Origin of the sequence: Rhodococcus sp. WB1 (assembly GCF_001700945.1) — a bacterium.
Taxonomy (GTDB): domain Bacteria; phylum Actinomycetota; class Actinomycetes; order Mycobacteriales; family Mycobacteriaceae; genus Rhodococcus; species Rhodococcus aetherivorans.
On record NZ_CP015530.1, the window covers coordinates 93,211 to 111,155 of the forward strand.

The window sequence follows — 17,945 nt, forward strand, 5'->3', positions numbered from 1 at the left end:
CGGCACCGGCACCGGCACCGGCACCGGCACCGGCACCGGCACCTGGGGAGGTTCCCATCGCCAGCCTCGATGGGCTTGCCGGTCGCCGCCGCACGCCGGAAATGACCAGTGGGGACCGTTCCATGCGAAGGCAGCGACGTGCTCGAACCGCACGCCGAGATCCCTTGCTTGTGGATCGATATGGCGGTCACCATCGGCACCAGCATCACACTGTCGTGGGTGTACACCGAGGTCACCGCCGTCACCTCGGGAGAGGACGTGGATCCTCGATCCGTTGTGCCTCAGTCCGTTGGCGCTGAGACCGGTCTGAGAAGCGCCAGGACTCGGTCGAAGAACCTCGGAAGTGGCGATTCAGTGGCATCTGTCGAAATTCAAGATTTTTTGGTGATACGGGCTCACGGTCGCATGACCGATGAACGAGGCACTTTCCGTGCTCCCGTCGGAGTAGGTCGCGATTGTTTTCCCGTGGTAGGTGTTGGTGAAGGCCCCCTGCGTCGACGTGCTCGCGGTGGCTTGGCCTTCGGTGGTCGCGGTGACGGTCGGCAGCGACGGATCCAGCGGGACGCCGGTGAGTGACTCGGTGATAACTGACCGGAAGACTCTTCTCCCACCTGGGTTTTCGAGATAATAGTCGGTGAAGGTGACGGTGTCGGTCAAGGTGTAGGTGGGTCCCCCGTTGCAGGTCACCGGCCCATCGAACGTAAAGGTAAAGGTGTAGGTTTCGCTGCTGCGCTCGACCGGTGCCGCAGACACAGTGCCCGCTGGGCCGACGACACCACACGCCATCGCGACAGTTCCGGCAGCGAGGGCGAGCGCTGCTCGCCGCGCACTACCACTGTCACTACGCCGATTTGTGCACGTCATATTCATGCATCCCCCATTTCTGCAAGATTCGGTGAGGATCATCGAAGTGCTCCGAGGTGCTCGCCGAAACGGCTCACTTGCGGGCAGCTCTCACTCTAAGTGCTGCACCAGAATACGTTTGCCTATTCACAATCTTTCGTAGCTGCTCGTCGTCCGCATCCTTGTTCCCCATTGCTTGGGATCACCCTGTAATCGCAGCCGTGAAGCGCCGTGTTCCGTCGCTCACCGAAGCGAGTTGTCTGCCTCCGTACGACAAGCTCGCGGAACTGTCCCCCGAGCACCTCGCAGCCGCCGAGCCCGTGGCCGAATCCGAGCGAACAGTCGAAGCGGAGTCGGAGGTCAACCGCGACAAACAAGCCCCGCCGCGGAGACCACAGCCGCTGAGAATGCCGCCATGGACAGGAATATTGACACGTCCACCGATTTCGTACAGGTGGACGAGTCTGCACCGAAGAACAGCTTCGGGTCGAAGAATCGATACAAGCCGAAGCCGGTCGGTCCGGCCTCGTAGGTCACTGCTGCCGGGCCTGGTAGCTGCGCGATCCAGGATCGGATGTGGTCATAGGACGGGGTCAACCGCGCCTGGAACACTTCGCCGGTGACGCTGTCGATGGCTGCTGCCGCGACCGAACGTGCGTGCACGTCCAGTCCTACGCTCGTACGCTCGGTAAACACCGGGGCCTCCCACCACTGTCGGATAGGCCGGGCAGGGGGCTTCCTGCTCGGTAACCCACGAACATGGGTGAGAGGGGCCCCGGCCCGCAACCCCTGACTCACCGCCGGGGCTGCCCATACCGTCTAGACCGTGGGCAATCGGCCAACTCTATTCCGTGCTGCACACCATCGCCGTTTGACAAGCCGCGATCTGGCCCGGGCCGCATCTGCTACCTGCGCAAACTCGGCGAAGATAAGACACCGGCCGAATCACGACGAGCACTCAACCGCCAGCTCGCCAACGTCCCTCTATCGCCCGAACGCGCAGAGATCAGCAAAGCTATTATTTACCGACTGCTTGATACGCAGCATCGTCAATCTAGCCCTGAGGTAGGGCGCCAGACATCAGTAACCGTAGCGAGCGCGTCGGTTGATCTGTTCGAGCTCACGCCTTGCGCCGGCGACCTCGGCTTGCTGACTCCGCACGGTCTCCAGCAGCGCACCGTCTGCTCTTTCGGCGGCAGAACTCGAATAGTCAATAGACTTGGATAGCGAATGCAAAGACGACTCCACCCCCTCGATCGAGTGACTTAGCGAGTTGACCGCGCCTGATATCTCCGAGCCCATCCTGTTGACAGATCTTTCGAGAGATTCGAATCCAGCTTCCATAGTTTGCTTCATCTCGCGATTATCCAACTTGTCGGAATAGCCCTTATCGGTATCTGCCGTACTATACAACTCTGCAAAAATTCGATATAAGTCGTTTCCGGCGACCGCCTGAGCGACATCGTCGAGAGAGACCGGGAACGGCGGGGCTGTCCCTTCATACAGTTCCGAATATCTCTCGTACTCAACTGTCTTCTGGCGAATACTTTCGGCCGAGGATTGGAACTGGTTCAAGCTGTCGCGTGCAGCAAACATTGCATCCCAGAATCGACCGTAAGAGGGAACGGGGAACAGCTCGGATGCTCGTTTCAAGTTGCCTTCGGCCGAATTCAGATGCTTGGGCAGGCTGGCAAATAAATTGGCGGCTTGACTATTCAGGGTTTCAAGCATTCGCGCGTATCCAAGTTGCCTATCACGAACTGCTTGTTCCGCGGCAATAGCAGCGTCGGCCCTACGTTTAGCCTCGTCAGCCTTTCTTTTTCGAAATCTATTTACCTCACCCCGATACTCAAGAATGGGAGGTACGGCCCCGATTAATAGGCCAATAAGAACGCAACCAACAACAATTATGACAGCGCCGGTCTCGAAGTGCTCATCGGCCGAGTCTGAGAACTCAGTAAAAATCGCCCATAAAAAGTATAGAACGAACGATGCTATTGCGCCAGCAAGCCCGCCAAGAGCTCCACGGAACACTGTCCAGGCAACTGCACCGATTGGATTGGGCTTCTTATCGTTGGTTGATACCACACGTCCTCCACTTTGACGTGCAACTCCGCCCCCGACGGTCGATGCTGCAGACATTTCGCCGAGATGGCGTGGGGGGATGGTATCAGTACCGGAACACTTTGGCGCATAATGGGCCCATCCAAACTGAAGGCAAGAGCGCTGACCGGGTAGCCGTTTGTTGCGGGGGGCTCAGGGTGCGGCGGATCAAACTGGGACACGACCCTCCCGCTTACAGGGACATACACACGGGTTGGCTACCGCAGGACGAGATTCGACCGGACGTGACGTCCGCGTGCCCAGCATCGAGCGTCGCCCCAGGAAAGAGCTGCTCATAGGTGTCTTGGGGTCGATCCAACTGGTGTAACTCAGGCCGCTGTCTGACCGCGTCGTATATCGAGACGTTCTCCCGGCTCCGTGGCGGAGCAACGAGGTGCCTCGCTCTGCTCTCTTGACGCCTCTCCATATCAATTGTGCTGGCTGAGGATTGAGTCGAGGATGTTGGCCGGAACTGGGTCCGACGGCATGGCCGGCCAGCCCTGGAAGCTGCGGTCGGATTTGGCGTTGGCCATCGGGCCGGTGTCGCCGTCGAGGATGACCCGCAGGTGCGGTTCGAGGTGCTGGATCCACCATGCCGACATCGCGGACATCGAATCCGAGACTCGTGCTTCTTCCCATGCCTGGTGCAGTGCGGTCAATCGGGCTACGACCTCGGGGTAGGCCCACCATCTTGGGTCCCAGGACAGGCCGCCGTCGTTGTCGCTGATCCGGCGGCGGATCACCGGGACGAAGTAACCTTCGACGAACTCAATGACGTTCTTGAACTTCGGCGGCTTCTTCTCCGATTCGTCGTCGCTCTGATCGTCGTCTTCGGTCGGCTCTTCCGCGAACTCGTCATCCTCGCAGTCGTCGATGTCGTCACCGTCGTATTCGTCGACGGGGTCGTAGTCATCGGTGGCGTCGTAGTCGTCGCCGTCCGGCGTTTCGTTGCTGGTGTCCCACTCGTCGGGGGTTGCGGTGTTGATCTCGACCATGGTCAGTCCTTCGCCATGAATTCGGAGTGGAAGAGCCGGTCGGCGCGAGAGGTGTCTGGTGTCGGCTCGACGGGCATCGGTGCCGTGTCGGCCCGGTCCTCGGGCTGCATCTCCGCGGTGGTTACAGTTCCGGTCCGGTCGGATTCCCCGGCGGGCAGTGCCTTCTGCTGGGCGGGGCCGAGCTGCTTGCTTTCCTGCTGGGACTGGCGAATCGCCTCGGCGAACGGGGAGTCACCCCAGAACGCCTTGCGGACCAGGATCGGGGTGGAGCCACCGATGGTCACCAGGGCACGGGTTTTCGGCAGTGCCCGCAGGTCCCGCTTTTCGAAGATGGTTTCCTTCTGCCAGCTGCTCGACACGCTCGCCTGGCTGCTGGAGAAGAGGCCGGCGGGGCGACTGCGGGATTCGGTGTCGATGTAGTGGGTGCCGACGGCATCGACCAGGCCGGACAGGAACCCGTCGTCGTCGACGTTGCCGCCGTACCAGAGCACGCTGCACGCATCGACCATGGACTTGAATGCTTCGCGACCCCAGACCTTCTCGCCCTGCGAGGGGGATTGGAAGAAGGTGATGAGGATGATGCCGCGGCCGCCGAAGTGTGAGTACCAGCGGGGCAGGTCGTCGAGCTTGCAGATGTTGGCGGCCTCGTCGAGCACCGCCGTCAGCGGGATCGGCATCCGTTCCGAGTCCTGCTGTTCGGAGTATTCCTCGGCGCAGCTCAGGATCTGCCCGACCAGGGCACTCGAGATGGCCGAGGACGAGCCGGGACCGTCCTTCGAGAGGGCGTACATCGTGTCGGTGCGGCGGACGAACTCGTCCGCGAGGAATTCCGGCAGGTCGTGGAGGTGCTGGCCGGGGGTGACAGTGACCTGGCCGTTCGTGTCGGTGCCTATGATCACCCGCCGGTTTGGCAGGACCGCTTCGACGTAGCGGGGCTCGTCCAATGGTGAGAGGAACCGCCGGGCCATGTCGTAGAAGCCGTCGCGCTGTTTGGCGTTGACGGCCTGCTTGCCGCGCATCGTGCGGGCGAGTTCCGGGTAGCCGTGCTGCTCGAGCACCGCCGGGGGGATCTGCGATTGGGTGTGGGTCAGCCACTCGATGACATGCCGGATGTCCCCGCCGGCCAGGGCGGCGGCGAGCAGGTAGGAGGCGAACAGGTCCCGGGCGTTGCCGTCGAAGTAGGCATCGACCCGGGCACCGGCATCGGTGGCGGCGGAGATGAAGTAGCCGCACACCGCCGCAGCCGACGGCAGGTCGGTGACCGTGCGCAGCGGATCGAACCAGAAGCTCGCTCGCTGCTGCCGGTTACCGGTGCTCACGCCCTGCAGGTCGAACACCCACACCCGCCCGGTTTCGTGGCGGAGACCGACGGTGTGCGAGTACACATCACCGCGGTTCGAGGCCACCAGCGCCGCCCCCGGAGCGTGGCAGATCGCGGGAATCGCGAACGATGCGGATTTGCCCATTCGGGCGCCGGCGAACGCGATGGCCACGAACTCCCAGGTCATGCGCAGGGTGCGACCCCCGACCACGGTGTGCCCGAGCGGGATGCCGAGATAGCCGGGATGATCTTTCGGGATGGCCGGGGCGAGTCGGGCGGTGCTGGCCGCGAGGTACGTGGGGTCGGCCTCGTGGACCTCGCGCGGATCGACCATCGTGCGGGCGAGACGGTCGATCTGCTTCTCGAAGCGTGTGCCCTCGAGGGTCTCGAGCACCCCGAACCGGCGCAGCGCCCACCACACGAGTACGGCGAGCACCGCGAGCAGGACCAGTTCGACGCCGAGGACGATCGTCGCGCCTGCCGGCCAGCTCGTCGACCCGAACGCCAGGGCGAACAGCAGGCCGATCGGATTCCAGGTGGGGTGCTCTCCCCCGCCGGTGTTGTAGGCGATCGTCGGCAGATACGCGGCCACCACGAGGGCGGGGAAGACCTCGAGGATCACCTCGTCGGCGCCCGAGGAGGTGCGCGGCCGGTCGCGCCTTGTCTGTGCCATGTGGTGCCCCTTCTACTGCTGGAATCGGTAGTCGGTCAGGCGCCACCCGTCGTCGGTGCGGGCGACGGTGGTGCGCCAGGTCTGCGGGGTCAGGCGGGTGCTGCGCCCGCCGGCGTGCAGCACCGTCTGGGTGCAGGTCACGTCGATGACGACGGTGCGCATCCCCTCTGGTGCGGCCGGAGTCGAGTCGGCCCGCACACAGGTCGCGGCCACCGCGTCCTTCGAGGCCGCCCACTGCTGCCAGTCCGCATCCGGGCGCACCGAAGCACGGCTGCCGGATTCGGCGACCGCGCGCAGATCCCCGCCGAGATACGCCGTCGCCCGGAGCAGCGCGTCGGCCTTGCTCTCGTCGAGCGCGGGCTGCCAGGACAGGATCATCCCCATAGCTGTGAGCGCGGTCTGGTCGGCGTCGATCCGCTGCGGCGAGAGCGGCTCGATCACCTGGTGGTCGTCGCTGCCCTCATGCACGTGCTGGCCGTCGGTGGTGTCGCTGCCGCAGCCCGCCACCGCGACGGCGGTCGCGGTGCACACCGCCGCGACGGTGACTCGCGTGATCCTCACGGGCTTACCCCTTTTCACTGGTTGCCCATCGCTCGGTACCGGGGCTCGGTGGCGATGATCGTGTCGGCGTAGGGGCGGGTCTGCACCACGTAGTCGGGGTGCCCGATCGGGAACCCCCCGGAGGCCAGGACCGCGCCTTCGCCGGCGTTGTAGCCGGCCAGATACAGCTCGGTGCGCCCGTTCGGCGCGGCCACCGTGCCGTCCGCGATCGCGCCGTCGATCGCCTCGGCGATGGTGCACATGTAGTGGCCCTGCGCCATCACCGCATCGCCGATGCTGTTCACATCGACCCGGCCGTCGCCGTCGTAGTCCCGGCCGTAACCGGCCCAGGTGCCGGGCATGAACTGCGCCGGTCCCCTCGCCCCGGTCACCGACACCGGGGCGGTGTCGCCGTGGCGGAAGCCGTTCTCGGCGGCGAGTTGCGCGGCGAGCAGCGACGGTGTGATCTGCGGGCAGATCGACCCGGCCCGCTCGAGCCACACCGCGAACTCCGGCGGGACCGTGCCGTCGGCGAGCCGGTCGCCCAGCCCCTCACCGGAGATGAGGCAGTCCGCCGCCGCGGCGGTGGCGTTGCCGCTGCCGCCGGGCAGCGATCCCCACGACACCACCCTCTCGTCGGTGCCCTGACCCCGGACGCTGATGTGCACGTGGTCGTAGTGGTTCTGGGTTTCCGAGCCGCGGTCCTCCATCAGGCTCGGGGTGCCGCCGACGGGGTAGTAGGTCTGCCGCCAGATCACGTACTCGACGTCGAAGAACTCCGCGTTGGCCAGGATGTAGTCGGTGATCTCGTCCCCGAGCGCCACCCCCTCGCCGGAGCGGTAGTTGCCGATCATCACATCGATGGCCCGGCCTTCGGTGTGATCGGTGGCGTAACCGCCGCTTGGGCGCCAGCCGCCGAGGCCCGCGATCCGGTCGCCGAACTTCCGGTGCATCGCCCGAGCGACCTTTTTCGCATCGACCTGCAGGCCCTGCTCGGAGCCGGCCGACGGCGGCAACGGCTGCGCCAAGCTCCCCTGGGACGGGGCCGGCGGCACCGGGGTGGTCGGCCCGGCCGAGGACTGTCCCGGTGCGGGGGCGGAATCGTAGTAGGGCAGCGGGTCCACCGCTTCGGTGCCCCAGCCGCCGGGCCAGAGTTCCCAGTGCAGGTGCGGGCCGGTCGATTCCCCGCGGTTGCCGAGGGTGGCGATCTGCTGACCGGCGCGGACCTGCTCACCGACGGCGACGGTGTAGGTGTCGATGTGCCCGTACACGGTGGACACCAACTGCCCACCCTGCACATGGTCGAGCACCACCCACTGCCCGAACCCGGAGGCGGGACCGGCATGGCGCACCACCGCGTCCGCGGAGGCGTAGATGGGGGTGCCGACGGCGCCGGCCAGGTCGATGCCCCGATGCCGGGTCCCCCACCGCTCACCGAACCCGGAGGTGACGGTGACCGCGGAGGGATCGACCGGCTTGACGAACGAGCCCGCCGGGGCGAGCCGGTCCCCGGACCCGAGACCACTACCGGGGCCGAGGCACGTCGTGCCCGCCTGACGGTCCTGCTCGTCCGCAATCCCCATCACCAGCACGAGGAGCAGGAAGAACGGAACGAGCGTAAGCGCCAGGATCAGCGCGATCAGCCCGGTGCCCCCCTTGCCTGTCACCGCAGACTCAGACCCTCGATCACGGCCCCGTGCGTGCGCGCCAACGCCCGGTTGAGCTCCTGCGCCAGCGCCAGTTCCGCTTCCAGGGCGGCGACCTCGCGTTCGGTGCGGCGGGGGCGCCGGCCGGAGCGGGTGACCCAGCCCCGCACCGTCGTCTCGGCCACCTCGAGCTGCGCCGCGGCAGCTCGCGTGGCGGCGGTGAAGCTGTCCCCGGCCTGCATGCGCTGAAGGACCGCCTCGATCGCGGCCTCACGGGTGCGCTCGTCGACCACGGTGTACCGGCGGCGGCCGGGACGCTGACGCCGGCTCATGCCGCACACTCCGTGCCCCGGTCTTCGTCGGCGGCCCGCAGACGGGCATCGGTGTCGTGAATCCCGGAATCCTTTTCCGCCGGGGGCACCCACACCTTGAACGGGGTGCCCGGTGTCGCGCCTTCGCCGAGCTTGAGCAGGAAATGCCCGACACCAGCCGCGGTGCGCGTGCTGTCCGCCACGCCGGGATCGTCGGCGGCCGCGCCGAGGGTCGCCTTGCGGCGGGCTTGGCGCAGCGCCTTCTTCTCCTCCACCGAGTTGGTGGTGTCGTTGGCCCAGCCGGTGACCATCGCGCGTTCTGCGCGGGAGAACTTCATGAAGTGGGCGAGGCGGTCGAGTTCGGCGTCGGGGACCGGGCCGACGATCCGGGCGCGGGAGCGTTCGATCATGCCCAACGCCCCGACCTTCTCGAAGTCCGCCAGCGAGTGCGTGACCAGTGTCATCGCCACACCCATCGACCGCTGCAACCGCTGCACCGCATCCAACCGGGCCACCGCCGAGCTGCCGGTCTGGATCACCTGCCACACCTCGTCCAAGATGATGTGCGCCGCGATCGACTTCGCGCCCGGCACCTTGTTGTCGGCCAGGATGTGCGCCGCCTCCACCGCCGCGAACGCTTCGTTCCACCCCGCCAGCAGCACCGCAGCCCGCATCAACTCGTCCCCCGGCGGGACGGAGGACATGTCCAAATCGACCATCGGTTTGGTGATGTCGATCCGCACGGTGCTGTGCCGGTTGAAGGTCTCCCCGAACCGGCCCTTGACCAAGGCCCGCAGCGAGCGCAGCAGCGGTTTGATCTGGCCGCGGTATTCCTCGGCGGTGTCGGCCACCGCGTCTTCGAGCAGCTCGTCGGGGCCGGTCGAGATCAGCGTCAGCAGGTCCTCGATCCGGGCCGCGTGATTGTTGGTGAACTGCGAGCCGGGTGCGTAGAGCAGCCGGATCGCCGAGGCGAGCAGGGTTTCCTCGAAGTCCTGCAGCGGGCCGCGGCGGACGATCTCGAGCAGGGCGCAGAGCATGTTGAGCTGGCGGGCGTGCAACGCGAACTCGGCCTTCTCCCGCTCGAGCGAGCCTGCGGGCAGGCTCACGATCGCGTCGCCGATCGGGCCGCGGCCCAGCGGGTTGATCGCGCCGGTGCCGTAGCCGACCTCGCTGACCTGCCCGCCGACCTGCTCGGCGAGCACCCGCAGGTCCGGCTTGACGTCACCGGGCACCAGCACCAACGTGCCGCGGGCGATGTCGCCGAGGGCGATCCGGCGCAGCAGCGTGGATTTGCCGAAGCCGTTGAGGGCACAGATGAAACACGACGGGGCGGTGATCGCCTTCATCTTCCAGGCGTAGAGCGGATCGAACCCGACCGCCGCGCCGGTGGTCAGGTGCCGGCCCAGCGGGGTGCCCAGCAGCGGGGCCTTCGCCCCGACGATCCACGGGTAGATCCCGGCGACCTGGACCGAGGTGCCCCGGTATTCGACCGGGGGCATCACCGTGGACATCCGGCCCCCACCGGCCCCGTCGAACCCGCGGGCGTCGAGATCGGCGACCTGGCGGTCGAAGCCGTCCGAGCTGATCCGGGTCAACCGCTCCACCGTCGCCCGGCGACTGTACTGGCGGGTGACCAAGCTTTTCTTCCATGCCTTCTTGAGCCCGGTTGCGGTGGCGGCCTGCTCTTCGAGGCGGGAGAGCTCCTCGTCCGACAGCAGAGTCTCGGCGATCTTCTCCGCTGTGCGCAGCCGCGACGATCTCGTGGCGTTGCGTGCACTCATGCCTATAGCCCTTTGCGTGTCAATTGCCGAGGAAGCTGGGAATGGTGGTGTGGTCCGGGGCGATGACCCCGACACCGAGACAGGCCGCGAACGCCGCGGCCTGCCAGCACCAGGAGCGGCGGATCGTCAGGCGGCTCTGACGCGAGAGGTCCTCGACCAGGGCGTCGATCTTCGGCACGTCCGAGCTGCCGGCCGGTTCGGTGACGGTCACCAGCACCCCGAAGCGCACCATGCCCGCACCGCGGGCCTGCTCCATCCGGGCCTGCGCGGTCGCGGCGACCTCGATCTGCGACTTCGCCGAGGCGATCGAGCCGTTCTTGAGCGAGCCGCCGTGGGCCTCGGCGATCGCGTTGCGGTAGTCGCGGTCGGCGATGTCGGTGGCATCGCCGGCCGAATGCGGCCGGTAGAGCACCGACACCCGCTTGAGCGGCACCGCATCGTTCGGCGCCAGCAGGCGCCCGAGTACCCGTTCGGTCACCGCGCCCTTGGGCGCCTCGCGCATCTCCCAGGTCACCGACACCGCACCGTCGTGGACGTACTTGCCCCCGTCGCCGCTTTCCAGAGCGGTGCGCGGGCCGCAGTCCGCCCAGGTCAAGCCGGTGCCGTCGCCGGAGTGCAGGCCGGCCTCGACATCGACGAGCGAGGCCGGGTCGTAGGAGCGGCGCACGAACGCCATGACCTCGTCGGCGTCCATCGGCGAGCACGGCACCCCGGCCCGTGCCGCGGCCGCGGTCAGGGCGGGCAGGCGGCGGCCGAGCTCGACGGCCTGCTCGGAGGGGTCCTGCCTGCGTTCGGCGGTCTTGGCCTCGAAGGTGATCGCGATCCTCGCTGCGAGGCGGATGCCGCCGGTGGTCAGTCCGGTGGCGAGCTGGTAGGCCGCATCACGGGCGAGCTGCGGGGCGTCGGCGCGGGTGTTCTGGTGCACCGTCTCGTACAGCTCGATGCCGGTCTCGGGCAGGGTTTCGACGGTGGTGACCACCGCGAGGATGTCCGAGGTCTCCCCCGCCGCGGACAGGAACTGCGCCCAGTTGCCGACGTAGTGATCGATCACGTCCTGATCGACGGCCTCCGCGCCCTGCGGGTAGGCGTCGAACACGACCGTGTAGGCGCTGCGGCTGGGCATGTGGATCATCCCGAAGGTGCGCCCGTCGGAGTCGATCCCCTCGTAGAGCTCGGTGTCGGCGAGCACACCCGGCAGCCGATAGGCACGCCCCGGGACACGGGAGAACGTGCCCGAGGCGTAGGTGTGCTCACCGCGACGGCGGCCGCGCCGGAACTGGACTCGCATCAGTGCCCTTTCGTAACCGGAACGCCCGTCACGGGAGATGACCAGGGGGATGAAGCAGGCGATCAGCGGGATCGCCAGCAGCACGGTGACCTTCAGGCCGAAGAACAGGCCCGTGATGATGACCAGGGCCGCCGCGGCGATCGCGGCGATCGAGGTGCCGAAAGTGGCACCGAGAATGCCGGTCTCCCGAGGCCGGCGCCAGTTGCCGTAGGTGTGGTAGGTCTTCTCGTCGCTCACTGCTCGAAGCCCCCTCGGTGGAACTGCCGACCGGCACCGGACGCCACCACAGCTGCGGCCGCCGCATCACCGGAGGACCTGCCGCCGGGAGTGCCGGAGGTGTTGCCGCCGGGCTGACCGCTCGCACCGCCACCACCGGGAGTGCCCGAGGAGTTGCCCTGCTCAGACGCACCACCCGCGGAGGGGGTGCCCTGCCGGTTGCCGGCCGGTCCCCCGCCTGCCGCACCGAAACCGGACGGTGCGCCGCCGGTCTGTGCGCCGCTGGGCGGGGTGCCCATGCTCGCCGACGACGTGGTCGCCGCTCCGGACGCTGCGCCACTGGCACCGCCGGTGGCGATCATCCCACCGACCTTCGCGCCGACCCCCGCCGCACCGGCCGCGGCCGCCATGCCGCTGCCGCCGCCACCGAGAGCGCCGACGTTCGGCACGATCAGCCGCATCAGCGCCGGGAGCACCAGGGCCGCGGCGCACAAGGTGATGACCCCGGACAGGGCCATGAACCCGTCCCCGTTCTCGGGATCGGTGATCGTGGGGGTGGCCTCGAGGAACAGGATCGCCGAGACCCCGATCACGAACGCCCCGACCGGTTTGACCAGCAGGAACGCGATCGTCCAGGCCAGCATCTTCTCGAATGCCTGGCTGCCGACCTTCGTGCCCCCGGCCGCGCCCGCGATCGGCAGTGCCGCGGCCATGAGCACCAGGATGCCGGTGCGCAGCAGCATCAAAAACGCCATCACCAAGCCGCCGAGCATTCCGATGAGGCCGATCAGGAACAGCAAACCGACGCCGGCCGGACCCGAGTACAGGTAGATCGAGACCATCGCTTCGGCCAGGCGGGACGGATCGGAGCCGACCGCGCTGTCCATGAACCACGCCGAAATCTGATCGGCCAGGCGGGTGCCGAGCACGATCATCGTCGTGGCTCCCCCGGCGAGCACCGCAGCGCGGGCCAGTTGTTTCAGGCCCTCTTCCGAGGTGTCGCGGATCGCCCCGGATCGGGCCAGCGCCAGACGGCCGCCGAGCAGGATCAGCGACAACGACAAGGCCGCGACCTGGATGTAGAAGGTGTAGTCGTTGACCGTGGCGACCGTGTCCTGGAAGGTGTCCCCGTCCATCTCGGTGCCGGTGATCCACCACCCGAGAGCGAACTTCAGCACCGCGACACCGGCATTGCCGATCCACAGCGCGGTCTTCTCGACCGCGCCCGCCGCCATGTCCTCGATTTTGTTCTCGGCCTTGGTAACGCCTGCATCGAAAGCGTCGGTCACCCCGTCTTTACAGCTCGGCAGATCGACCCCCACAGCGTCACTGAGCCATGAGGTCAGTTCCGATGTCCCCGACCCCAGGGGTGACGCACACATAGCCAACCCACTGAGGACTTCCCCACCGCCGGATCCCGAGTCTTCCTCGCTCATCTCCGATGTGGTGACGGACCCGGCTGTCGTTTCCCCGCCGGTCGAATCCGTCTCCTGTGCGAACGCTGCGCCGGACGCCAGCAGGACAACAAGCAGAACCAGGAGAGCGACGACCACACCGCGCACCCGGTGCTTCACCACCACGACAGCCACCCGGCTGCATCGACAGGTTCAGAGCCTTCGCTCATTCCGACCGGATCGATCTTGAGAACCCAGCCTGTGCTTTCACGCCACACCAAGGGCAGCTTCGAATACGAGATCACGGTGGAGTCGTTGTTCTTCTGCACAGGACGGCCGAACTGAACGAGGGTCAGATCCGGGTTGAACAGGACTTTGACCATCGGCAACGCCGAGGCCGGAGAACTATCCGGGATACCCAGATCGGTCTTGGCGGCTTCCCCATTCGGATCCGACAGCAGACCGGCCTCCATGAGCATCTCCAAGCGGTCAGCACCCGAGGCAATGAATCCGCCGTAGTGCGCAGCCGCCAGCGCCGCTCCCTGTGCTGTACGCGAGAAGCCGGTAGCGACACCGTTGTCGGTGAACCTGGTGGGGCCGTCGGAGGTGGAGAACGGAAGATCCATGTTGCCGTGGATGCGTTGGAGCATCACACCACTCGGTGCCTGGTCAGCTGACCGGTTCGTGCTCGCGAGAGTGTCGGAGAGGATCACCCCCTTGGGGTCGATCGGCACGTAGATCACCCGGTTCACCCGATCGAGCACCGGGTCCGGCTCGAACAGCCCGTCTTCGACCTGGGCGGTGGCGTCGCTGTCGGTGGCCGGATCGAGCGAGACCAGCGGTTCGGCGTCGTCTCCTCGGAAGAGCATCAAGATGCTCACCACGAGACCGACGACGACAATGACGGCCACTGCCGCCAATCCGATGGTGAGTTTCGTTGCTGCCGAAGCGCGCTCGTTCTCGGCGCCCTCGAGTGAGGGAGTGTTCGTCTTCTCGGTCTGGCCGGTGGTGTTCTGCTCGGTCACTTGCGGGTCTCCTCGAGGTCGACCAGCTCCGACGGCACGCCGTCGAGAGCGGTGATCGTGGCGGTATCGCTGGGCAGGTTCAGCCGCCAGTCCCCGTCGATCCACACCACCTGGGTGGTCGCAGAGGCGAGCGAGTCGTCGGAGAACCGCTGCACGACGTCGACGGTGGCGGCGGTGCCGCTGTAGTCGGCGACGGCGTAGCCGACGATGGTCGGCACCATCTCCGGATCGGTCCCCGAAAACTCCACCAGCGCCCGGTGGGCGGCGTAGACGTCGCGGCCTTCCCCGGGGGCGGCCACCCCGGACAGGATCGTCGGCCAGGTCCGATCGGACGCGGTGGCCAGCTGCACCGACTGGGTGATCGCAGCCAGGGCCGCCCCCTGCGGGGTGTGGCTGAACCCGGCGAAGGGCTCCCACTCGCCGCCTCGCGGTCCGTCGGTGGTGCCGATCGGCACCTCGATGCCACCGACGGTCACCCACCGAGCGATCTGCGGCGGCTCGGTCAGCGCCACCGCGGTCTCGGTCGTCTCCGAGTCTCCGCAGCTCACGGCCACCAGCGCCACCGCAACCACCACGGTCCGCGCCCATCGACGCCTCATCGTTCGTTCTCCTCGTTGCCGGATTGCTGCTGTTGCTGGAGCTGTTCGATGACGGTCGGGGAACGGCCGCCTCCGAGCTGGTGGGCCTGGGGCCCGTGTGCGGTGGCCAGCAGGATCGTGGCGAGGGTCGCGGCCACACCGCAGGCGAGGAGCGCGCCGATGTTCGCCGCGACGAACTCGGCCGCGGTGGGGGCTTCGAGGCCAGCGCCGTGCTTGTGGTCCCAGGCCAGGCGTGCGCCGACGAAGATCACCTTGGCCACGCACAGGGCGAAGGCGATCCAGGCCGCGTAGCCCAGGAGAGTCTGGAGACCGTCGAGGATGTCGGGGGGCGGGCTGACCACGCCCTGTGCGAACACCTGCATCGCTCACCGTTCCCTATGCCGCGCTGGTGACGGCACTGAGGATCTGGTTGGCGGAGATGGCGACGATCGCCCCGACCAGCGATCCGACGAGCATCTTCGGTGAGTCCCCCGAGCCGTGCTGCCACTTCTCCCACGCGAACTTCCCGCCCGAGAAGATCAGCGCCGCCACGCACGCGAGCGTGACACCCCACAGCAGCCAGTTCAGTAGCTTGAGCAGCCCGTTCGCGCCCGGCGGCACCTCCGGATTGATGTCGAAATTCACGGCGCCTTGCGCGAAAATCGCGGTGTCCACGACGGTCTGGAACATGCAAATGTCCTTTGCTCGAAGGTGCGGGCTACTGCCCCGACCACAAGGTCGGCAGGGCGGATTGGAGTGCCGTGACGACGCCGACCCCGGCAGCGATCACGTCCTCGGGAACGGCGATCACAGCTCCCTTGGGCTGAATCGGCACGCCGTCGACGGCACGCCAGGTGGGCAGACTCGACCGGGCCGCCGAGGCCAGGAAGCGGTGCCAGCCGATCGCCCAGTGCGCAGCCACCGCGCCGGTGACGATCGAGCGCAGCTGGCGCACCTGCTTCGGGGGCGGACCGGGCGCGTGCGCGACGGTGACCAGGCCGAGCAGCTCGCACGCCAGATTCCGGTTGCGGTGTTCGAGGATCAGATCGTGGGCGCTGGACAGGCCCGGGATGGTGTCGCGGCAGACCACCACCACATACGGCGATTCGATCTCCCGGGCATTCCCGCACGGCCATTGGCGCTTCGCGTCCTCGGCGAAGCTCCAATACTGGGCGAGGGTGGAGACCCCGGCCCCACCGTGTGCGCCGAGCAGCCACACCGCCGGTCCGGGAGTCGGTACCGGGTACGGCTCGATGCGAGCGTCGGCGCTGGTGTGTTCGCGGGTGCTCATGCCAGCTCCCCCGCCCCGGTCCGGCGGTCGGTGTCGTGCCGGCCGGCCTCGATGCGGCCCAACGCGTCGAGCACGTCGGTCCACGCGTCGATCGAGGCGACCGACAGGCGGCGGTGATCGACGGTGCCGGGGCGAGCCAAGGTCGCATCGAAGGGCACTTCCACGAACGCGGCGACCAGCGGGGACAGTGCGTCGCGGATCGGGGCCAGATCGACCACGCACTGCGGGAGCTGATGCGAGATCGACACCACCGTGCGTGGGAGCACATCGCGTCCGTAGGTGCCGATGAGCCATTCGAGTGCGCTACGCATCCGAGCCAACGGTTCGGCACGAGGCGCCGTGGCGACGACGATCGCAGCGCCCGCCTCGATCAGCGGGGCCAGACGACGTGACCGCACGGCGGTGCCGACATCGTGGATACGGGCCAGATTGCGGTCGGCGAGCAGACTGTCCACCAGCACCGAATCCGAGGATTCGCCGTGGCCGACGACAACGGCCCCGGCGCTGCTGACGGCCATGCGGGAGCCGAGCTGACGGATCGCCCGCGCAGAATCGATCGGTTCGACCCCGGCGCGGTCGAGCAGGTTCCCGCCGCCGAAGGTGCCGTCGATCGCCGCGACCTGCGCATCGGTTCCCAGGCGCAGGGCGGTGGCCAGGCCGAAGCAGGTGGTGGTCGCGGCCGCTCCCCTGGAGCCGGCCACCACGATGGCCGAGAGGTGTTCGGGCTGATCGATTTTCGGGCTACGACGAAAAGCAACAACGTTGGTCATCGGTTCTCCACGTTCGCGATCTTCAACCCGCCGTCGGCGGGCAGGGTGGTGATCCACTGCTTGTGAATGCCTTCGTCTCCCACGGGCGGGAACTTCAGCAGCACATCGACCGACCAGCGGTTCGGATCCTCGGTCGGCAGCACGCTCACGCAGTGCTCGGTCCCGACCGGCACAGCGTCGATGAACGACTGAATCTCGGTGCCGGGCAGGACCATCAGGTCCGCGACGGCCGTGCCGTCCCGCTCGACGTAGTAGGCGTACTCGAACGCCTGGATCACCGCAGGGCCGGAATCGCGGCCACCGGGACCGTTGCCGACGACCCGATCCGACTCGGTGACCGGGGCGCACCACCCTGGGGTCGCGGATGCGGTCGTGGAGGTCGTGGTGGTGGACGAGGACACCACCGTCGGCGAGGGCAGCGGCGGCACCTGCGGTTCGTCGGTGGTGCCCGTCATCGCGGTGACCACCACCGCGGAGACCACCGCCAGCACCGCGACACCGCCGCCGACGAGCATCCAGGTGCGGGATCGATCGGGGCGGACCGTCGCGGCCGCGGGAGTGGTGTCGGTGACCACCACGGCCGCGGTCTCGTCGACCGGTTGCGCCGGGGCCGGCCGAGCAGGTCGGGCACGACCGAGCGCGGATTTGATGCCCCCGCGGGTGCGTTCGGGCATCACCAGCGGCCCTCGCGGGATGTGGGCGCGGACCCACTCCGGGGCCGTGGCATACGGATCCTCTGCTGAGGCCGGATCGTCGTGGTGAGCAGCGGGATCGGCGTAGCCGGTCGCCGCGGGAGCATCGTGGTCGGCGGAAATGTAAGGGTCCTGGGCCGCAGCAGGTGCGGCCAGGATCGCGGTATCGGCCTCCACGATCGGTTCCAGGTCGGTCTGGATGACCGCATCATCGTCGGCACCGGACGAATCGGGGGCGGAGGCAGCATCGACCGGCTCGAGCTCCACCGCCTCGACCGTAGCGCTGTCGATGGTCTCCTCGGGGATCGGGAAGTGCACCGATCCGGTCTCTCGTTCGTCGCTCGCAGTCGGCTCCGGCCCGTACCGCTCGGTCACATCCGGGAAGAGGTGTCCTCGATTGCCGGTCGACAATGCATCCTCCGTCGTCGGGTGGTGGGGGCGGGGCCACCCGCCCCCACCGGCGAGCTGTTCGGGCAGG

Annotated in this window: 17 protein-coding genes and 1 pseudogene; all 18 read right to left on the reverse strand. The window is 67.4% G+C overall.

The annotated features are described in order from the left end of the window. Positions 1 to 351: 351 nt before the first annotated feature. Complete coding sequence (locus A4U64_RS26955) at positions 352 to 753, reverse strand: hypothetical protein (protein WP_157127633.1); 402 nt, start codon at positions 751 to 753, stop codon at positions 352 to 354. A 585-nt stretch (positions 754 to 1,338) separates the two neighbouring features. Beyond that, a pseudogene (locus A4U64_RS28045) lies at positions 1,339 to 1,539 on the reverse strand (IS110 family transposase); the annotation flags it as partial. A 384-nt stretch (positions 1,540 to 1,923) separates the two neighbouring features. Then, the gene (locus A4U64_RS28385) at positions 1,924 to 2,931 is read right to left on the reverse strand and encodes a hypothetical protein (protein ID WP_157127634.1); all 1,008 of its coding nucleotides are present in this window, start codon (positions 2,929 to 2,931) and stop codon (positions 1,924 to 1,926) included. Positions 2,932 to 3,374: 443 nt separating this feature from the next. Continuing rightward, the gene (locus A4U64_RS26960) at positions 3,375 to 3,941 is read right to left on the reverse strand and encodes a DUF4913 domain-containing protein (protein WP_065923650.1); all 567 of its coding nucleotides are present in this window, start codon (positions 3,939 to 3,941) and stop codon (positions 3,375 to 3,377) included. A gap of 2 nt (positions 3,942 to 3,943) precedes the next feature. Then, complete coding sequence (locus A4U64_RS26965; protein WP_065923651.1) at positions 3,944 to 5,935, reverse strand: type IV secretory system conjugative DNA transfer family protein; 1,992 nt, start codon at positions 5,933 to 5,935, stop codon at positions 3,944 to 3,946. Between the two features lie 12 nt (positions 5,936 to 5,947). After that, entirely contained in the window at positions 5,948 to 6,496 is a 549-nt protein-coding gene (locus A4U64_RS26970; protein WP_065923652.1) for a hypothetical protein, read from the reverse strand. Positions 6,497 to 6,510: 14 nt separating this feature from the next. Beyond that, positions 6,511 to 8,142, reverse strand: coding sequence for a M23 family metallopeptidase (locus A4U64_RS26975; RefSeq protein ID WP_065923653.1), 1,632 nt, complete (start codon positions 8,140 to 8,142; stop codon positions 6,511 to 6,513). Beyond that, a complete protein-coding gene (locus A4U64_RS26980) occupies positions 8,139 to 8,453 on the reverse strand; it encodes a hypothetical protein (RefSeq protein ID WP_065923654.1) in 315 nt (104 codons plus the stop codon). The genes A4U64_RS26975 and A4U64_RS26980 overlap by 4 nt, the downstream gene beginning before the upstream one ends. Next, positions 8,450 to 10,213 (reverse strand): ATP-binding protein, encoded by a 1,764-nt coding sequence (locus tag A4U64_RS26985; RefSeq protein ID WP_065923655.1) that lies wholly within the window; start codon positions 10,211 to 10,213, stop codon positions 8,450 to 8,452. The genes A4U64_RS26980 and A4U64_RS26985 overlap by 4 nt, the downstream gene beginning before the upstream one ends. 19 nt (positions 10,214 to 10,232) lie before the next feature. Beyond that, complete coding sequence (locus A4U64_RS26990) at positions 10,233 to 11,738, reverse strand: SCO6880 family protein (RefSeq protein WP_065923656.1); 1,506 nt, start codon at positions 11,736 to 11,738, stop codon at positions 10,233 to 10,235. Next, on the reverse strand, positions 11,735 to 13,297 hold the full coding sequence (locus tag A4U64_RS26995; RefSeq protein ID WP_232334232.1) for a hypothetical protein: 1,563 nt from the start codon (positions 13,295 to 13,297) through the stop codon (positions 11,735 to 11,737). The genes A4U64_RS26990 and A4U64_RS26995 overlap by 4 nt, the downstream gene beginning before the upstream one ends. After that, the gene (locus A4U64_RS27000; protein ID WP_065923658.1) at positions 13,288 to 14,136 is read right to left on the reverse strand and encodes a hypothetical protein; all 849 of its coding nucleotides are present in this window, start codon (positions 14,134 to 14,136) and stop codon (positions 13,288 to 13,290) included. The genes A4U64_RS26995 and A4U64_RS27000 overlap by 10 nt, the downstream gene beginning before the upstream one ends. Continuing rightward, positions 14,133 to 14,735: a hypothetical protein gene (locus A4U64_RS27005; protein WP_065923659.1), complete on the reverse strand. Its 603-nt coding sequence runs from the start codon at positions 14,733 to 14,735 to the stop codon at positions 14,133 to 14,135. Before A4U64_RS27005 ends, A4U64_RS27000 begins: the two co-directional genes overlap by 4 nt. Continuing rightward, complete coding sequence (locus A4U64_RS27010) at positions 14,732 to 15,097, reverse strand: hypothetical protein (protein ID WP_065923660.1); 366 nt, start codon at positions 15,095 to 15,097, stop codon at positions 14,732 to 14,734. The genes A4U64_RS27005 and A4U64_RS27010 overlap by 4 nt, the downstream gene beginning before the upstream one ends. Positions 15,098 to 15,110: 13 nt before the next feature. Beyond that, complete coding sequence (locus A4U64_RS27015; RefSeq protein ID WP_065923661.1) at positions 15,111 to 15,404, reverse strand: hypothetical protein; 294 nt, start codon at positions 15,402 to 15,404, stop codon at positions 15,111 to 15,113. 28 nt (positions 15,405 to 15,432) lie between these two features. Beyond that, positions 15,433 to 16,005, reverse strand: a complete 573-nt coding sequence (locus tag A4U64_RS27020) for a hypothetical protein (RefSeq protein WP_065923662.1) — start codon at positions 16,003 to 16,005, stop codon at positions 15,433 to 15,435. Further along, positions 16,002 to 16,775, reverse strand: coding sequence for a hypothetical protein (locus tag A4U64_RS27025; RefSeq protein ID WP_065923663.1), 774 nt, complete (start codon positions 16,773 to 16,775; stop codon positions 16,002 to 16,004). The genes A4U64_RS27020 and A4U64_RS27025 overlap by 4 nt, the downstream gene beginning before the upstream one ends. Continuing rightward, the gene (locus tag A4U64_RS27030; RefSeq protein ID WP_065923664.1) at positions 16,772 to 17,842 is read right to left on the reverse strand and encodes a hypothetical protein; all 1,071 of its coding nucleotides are present in this window, start codon (positions 17,840 to 17,842) and stop codon (positions 16,772 to 16,774) included. Before A4U64_RS27030 ends, A4U64_RS27025 begins: the two co-directional genes overlap by 4 nt. Between the last annotated feature and the right edge of the window lie 103 nt (positions 17,843 to 17,945).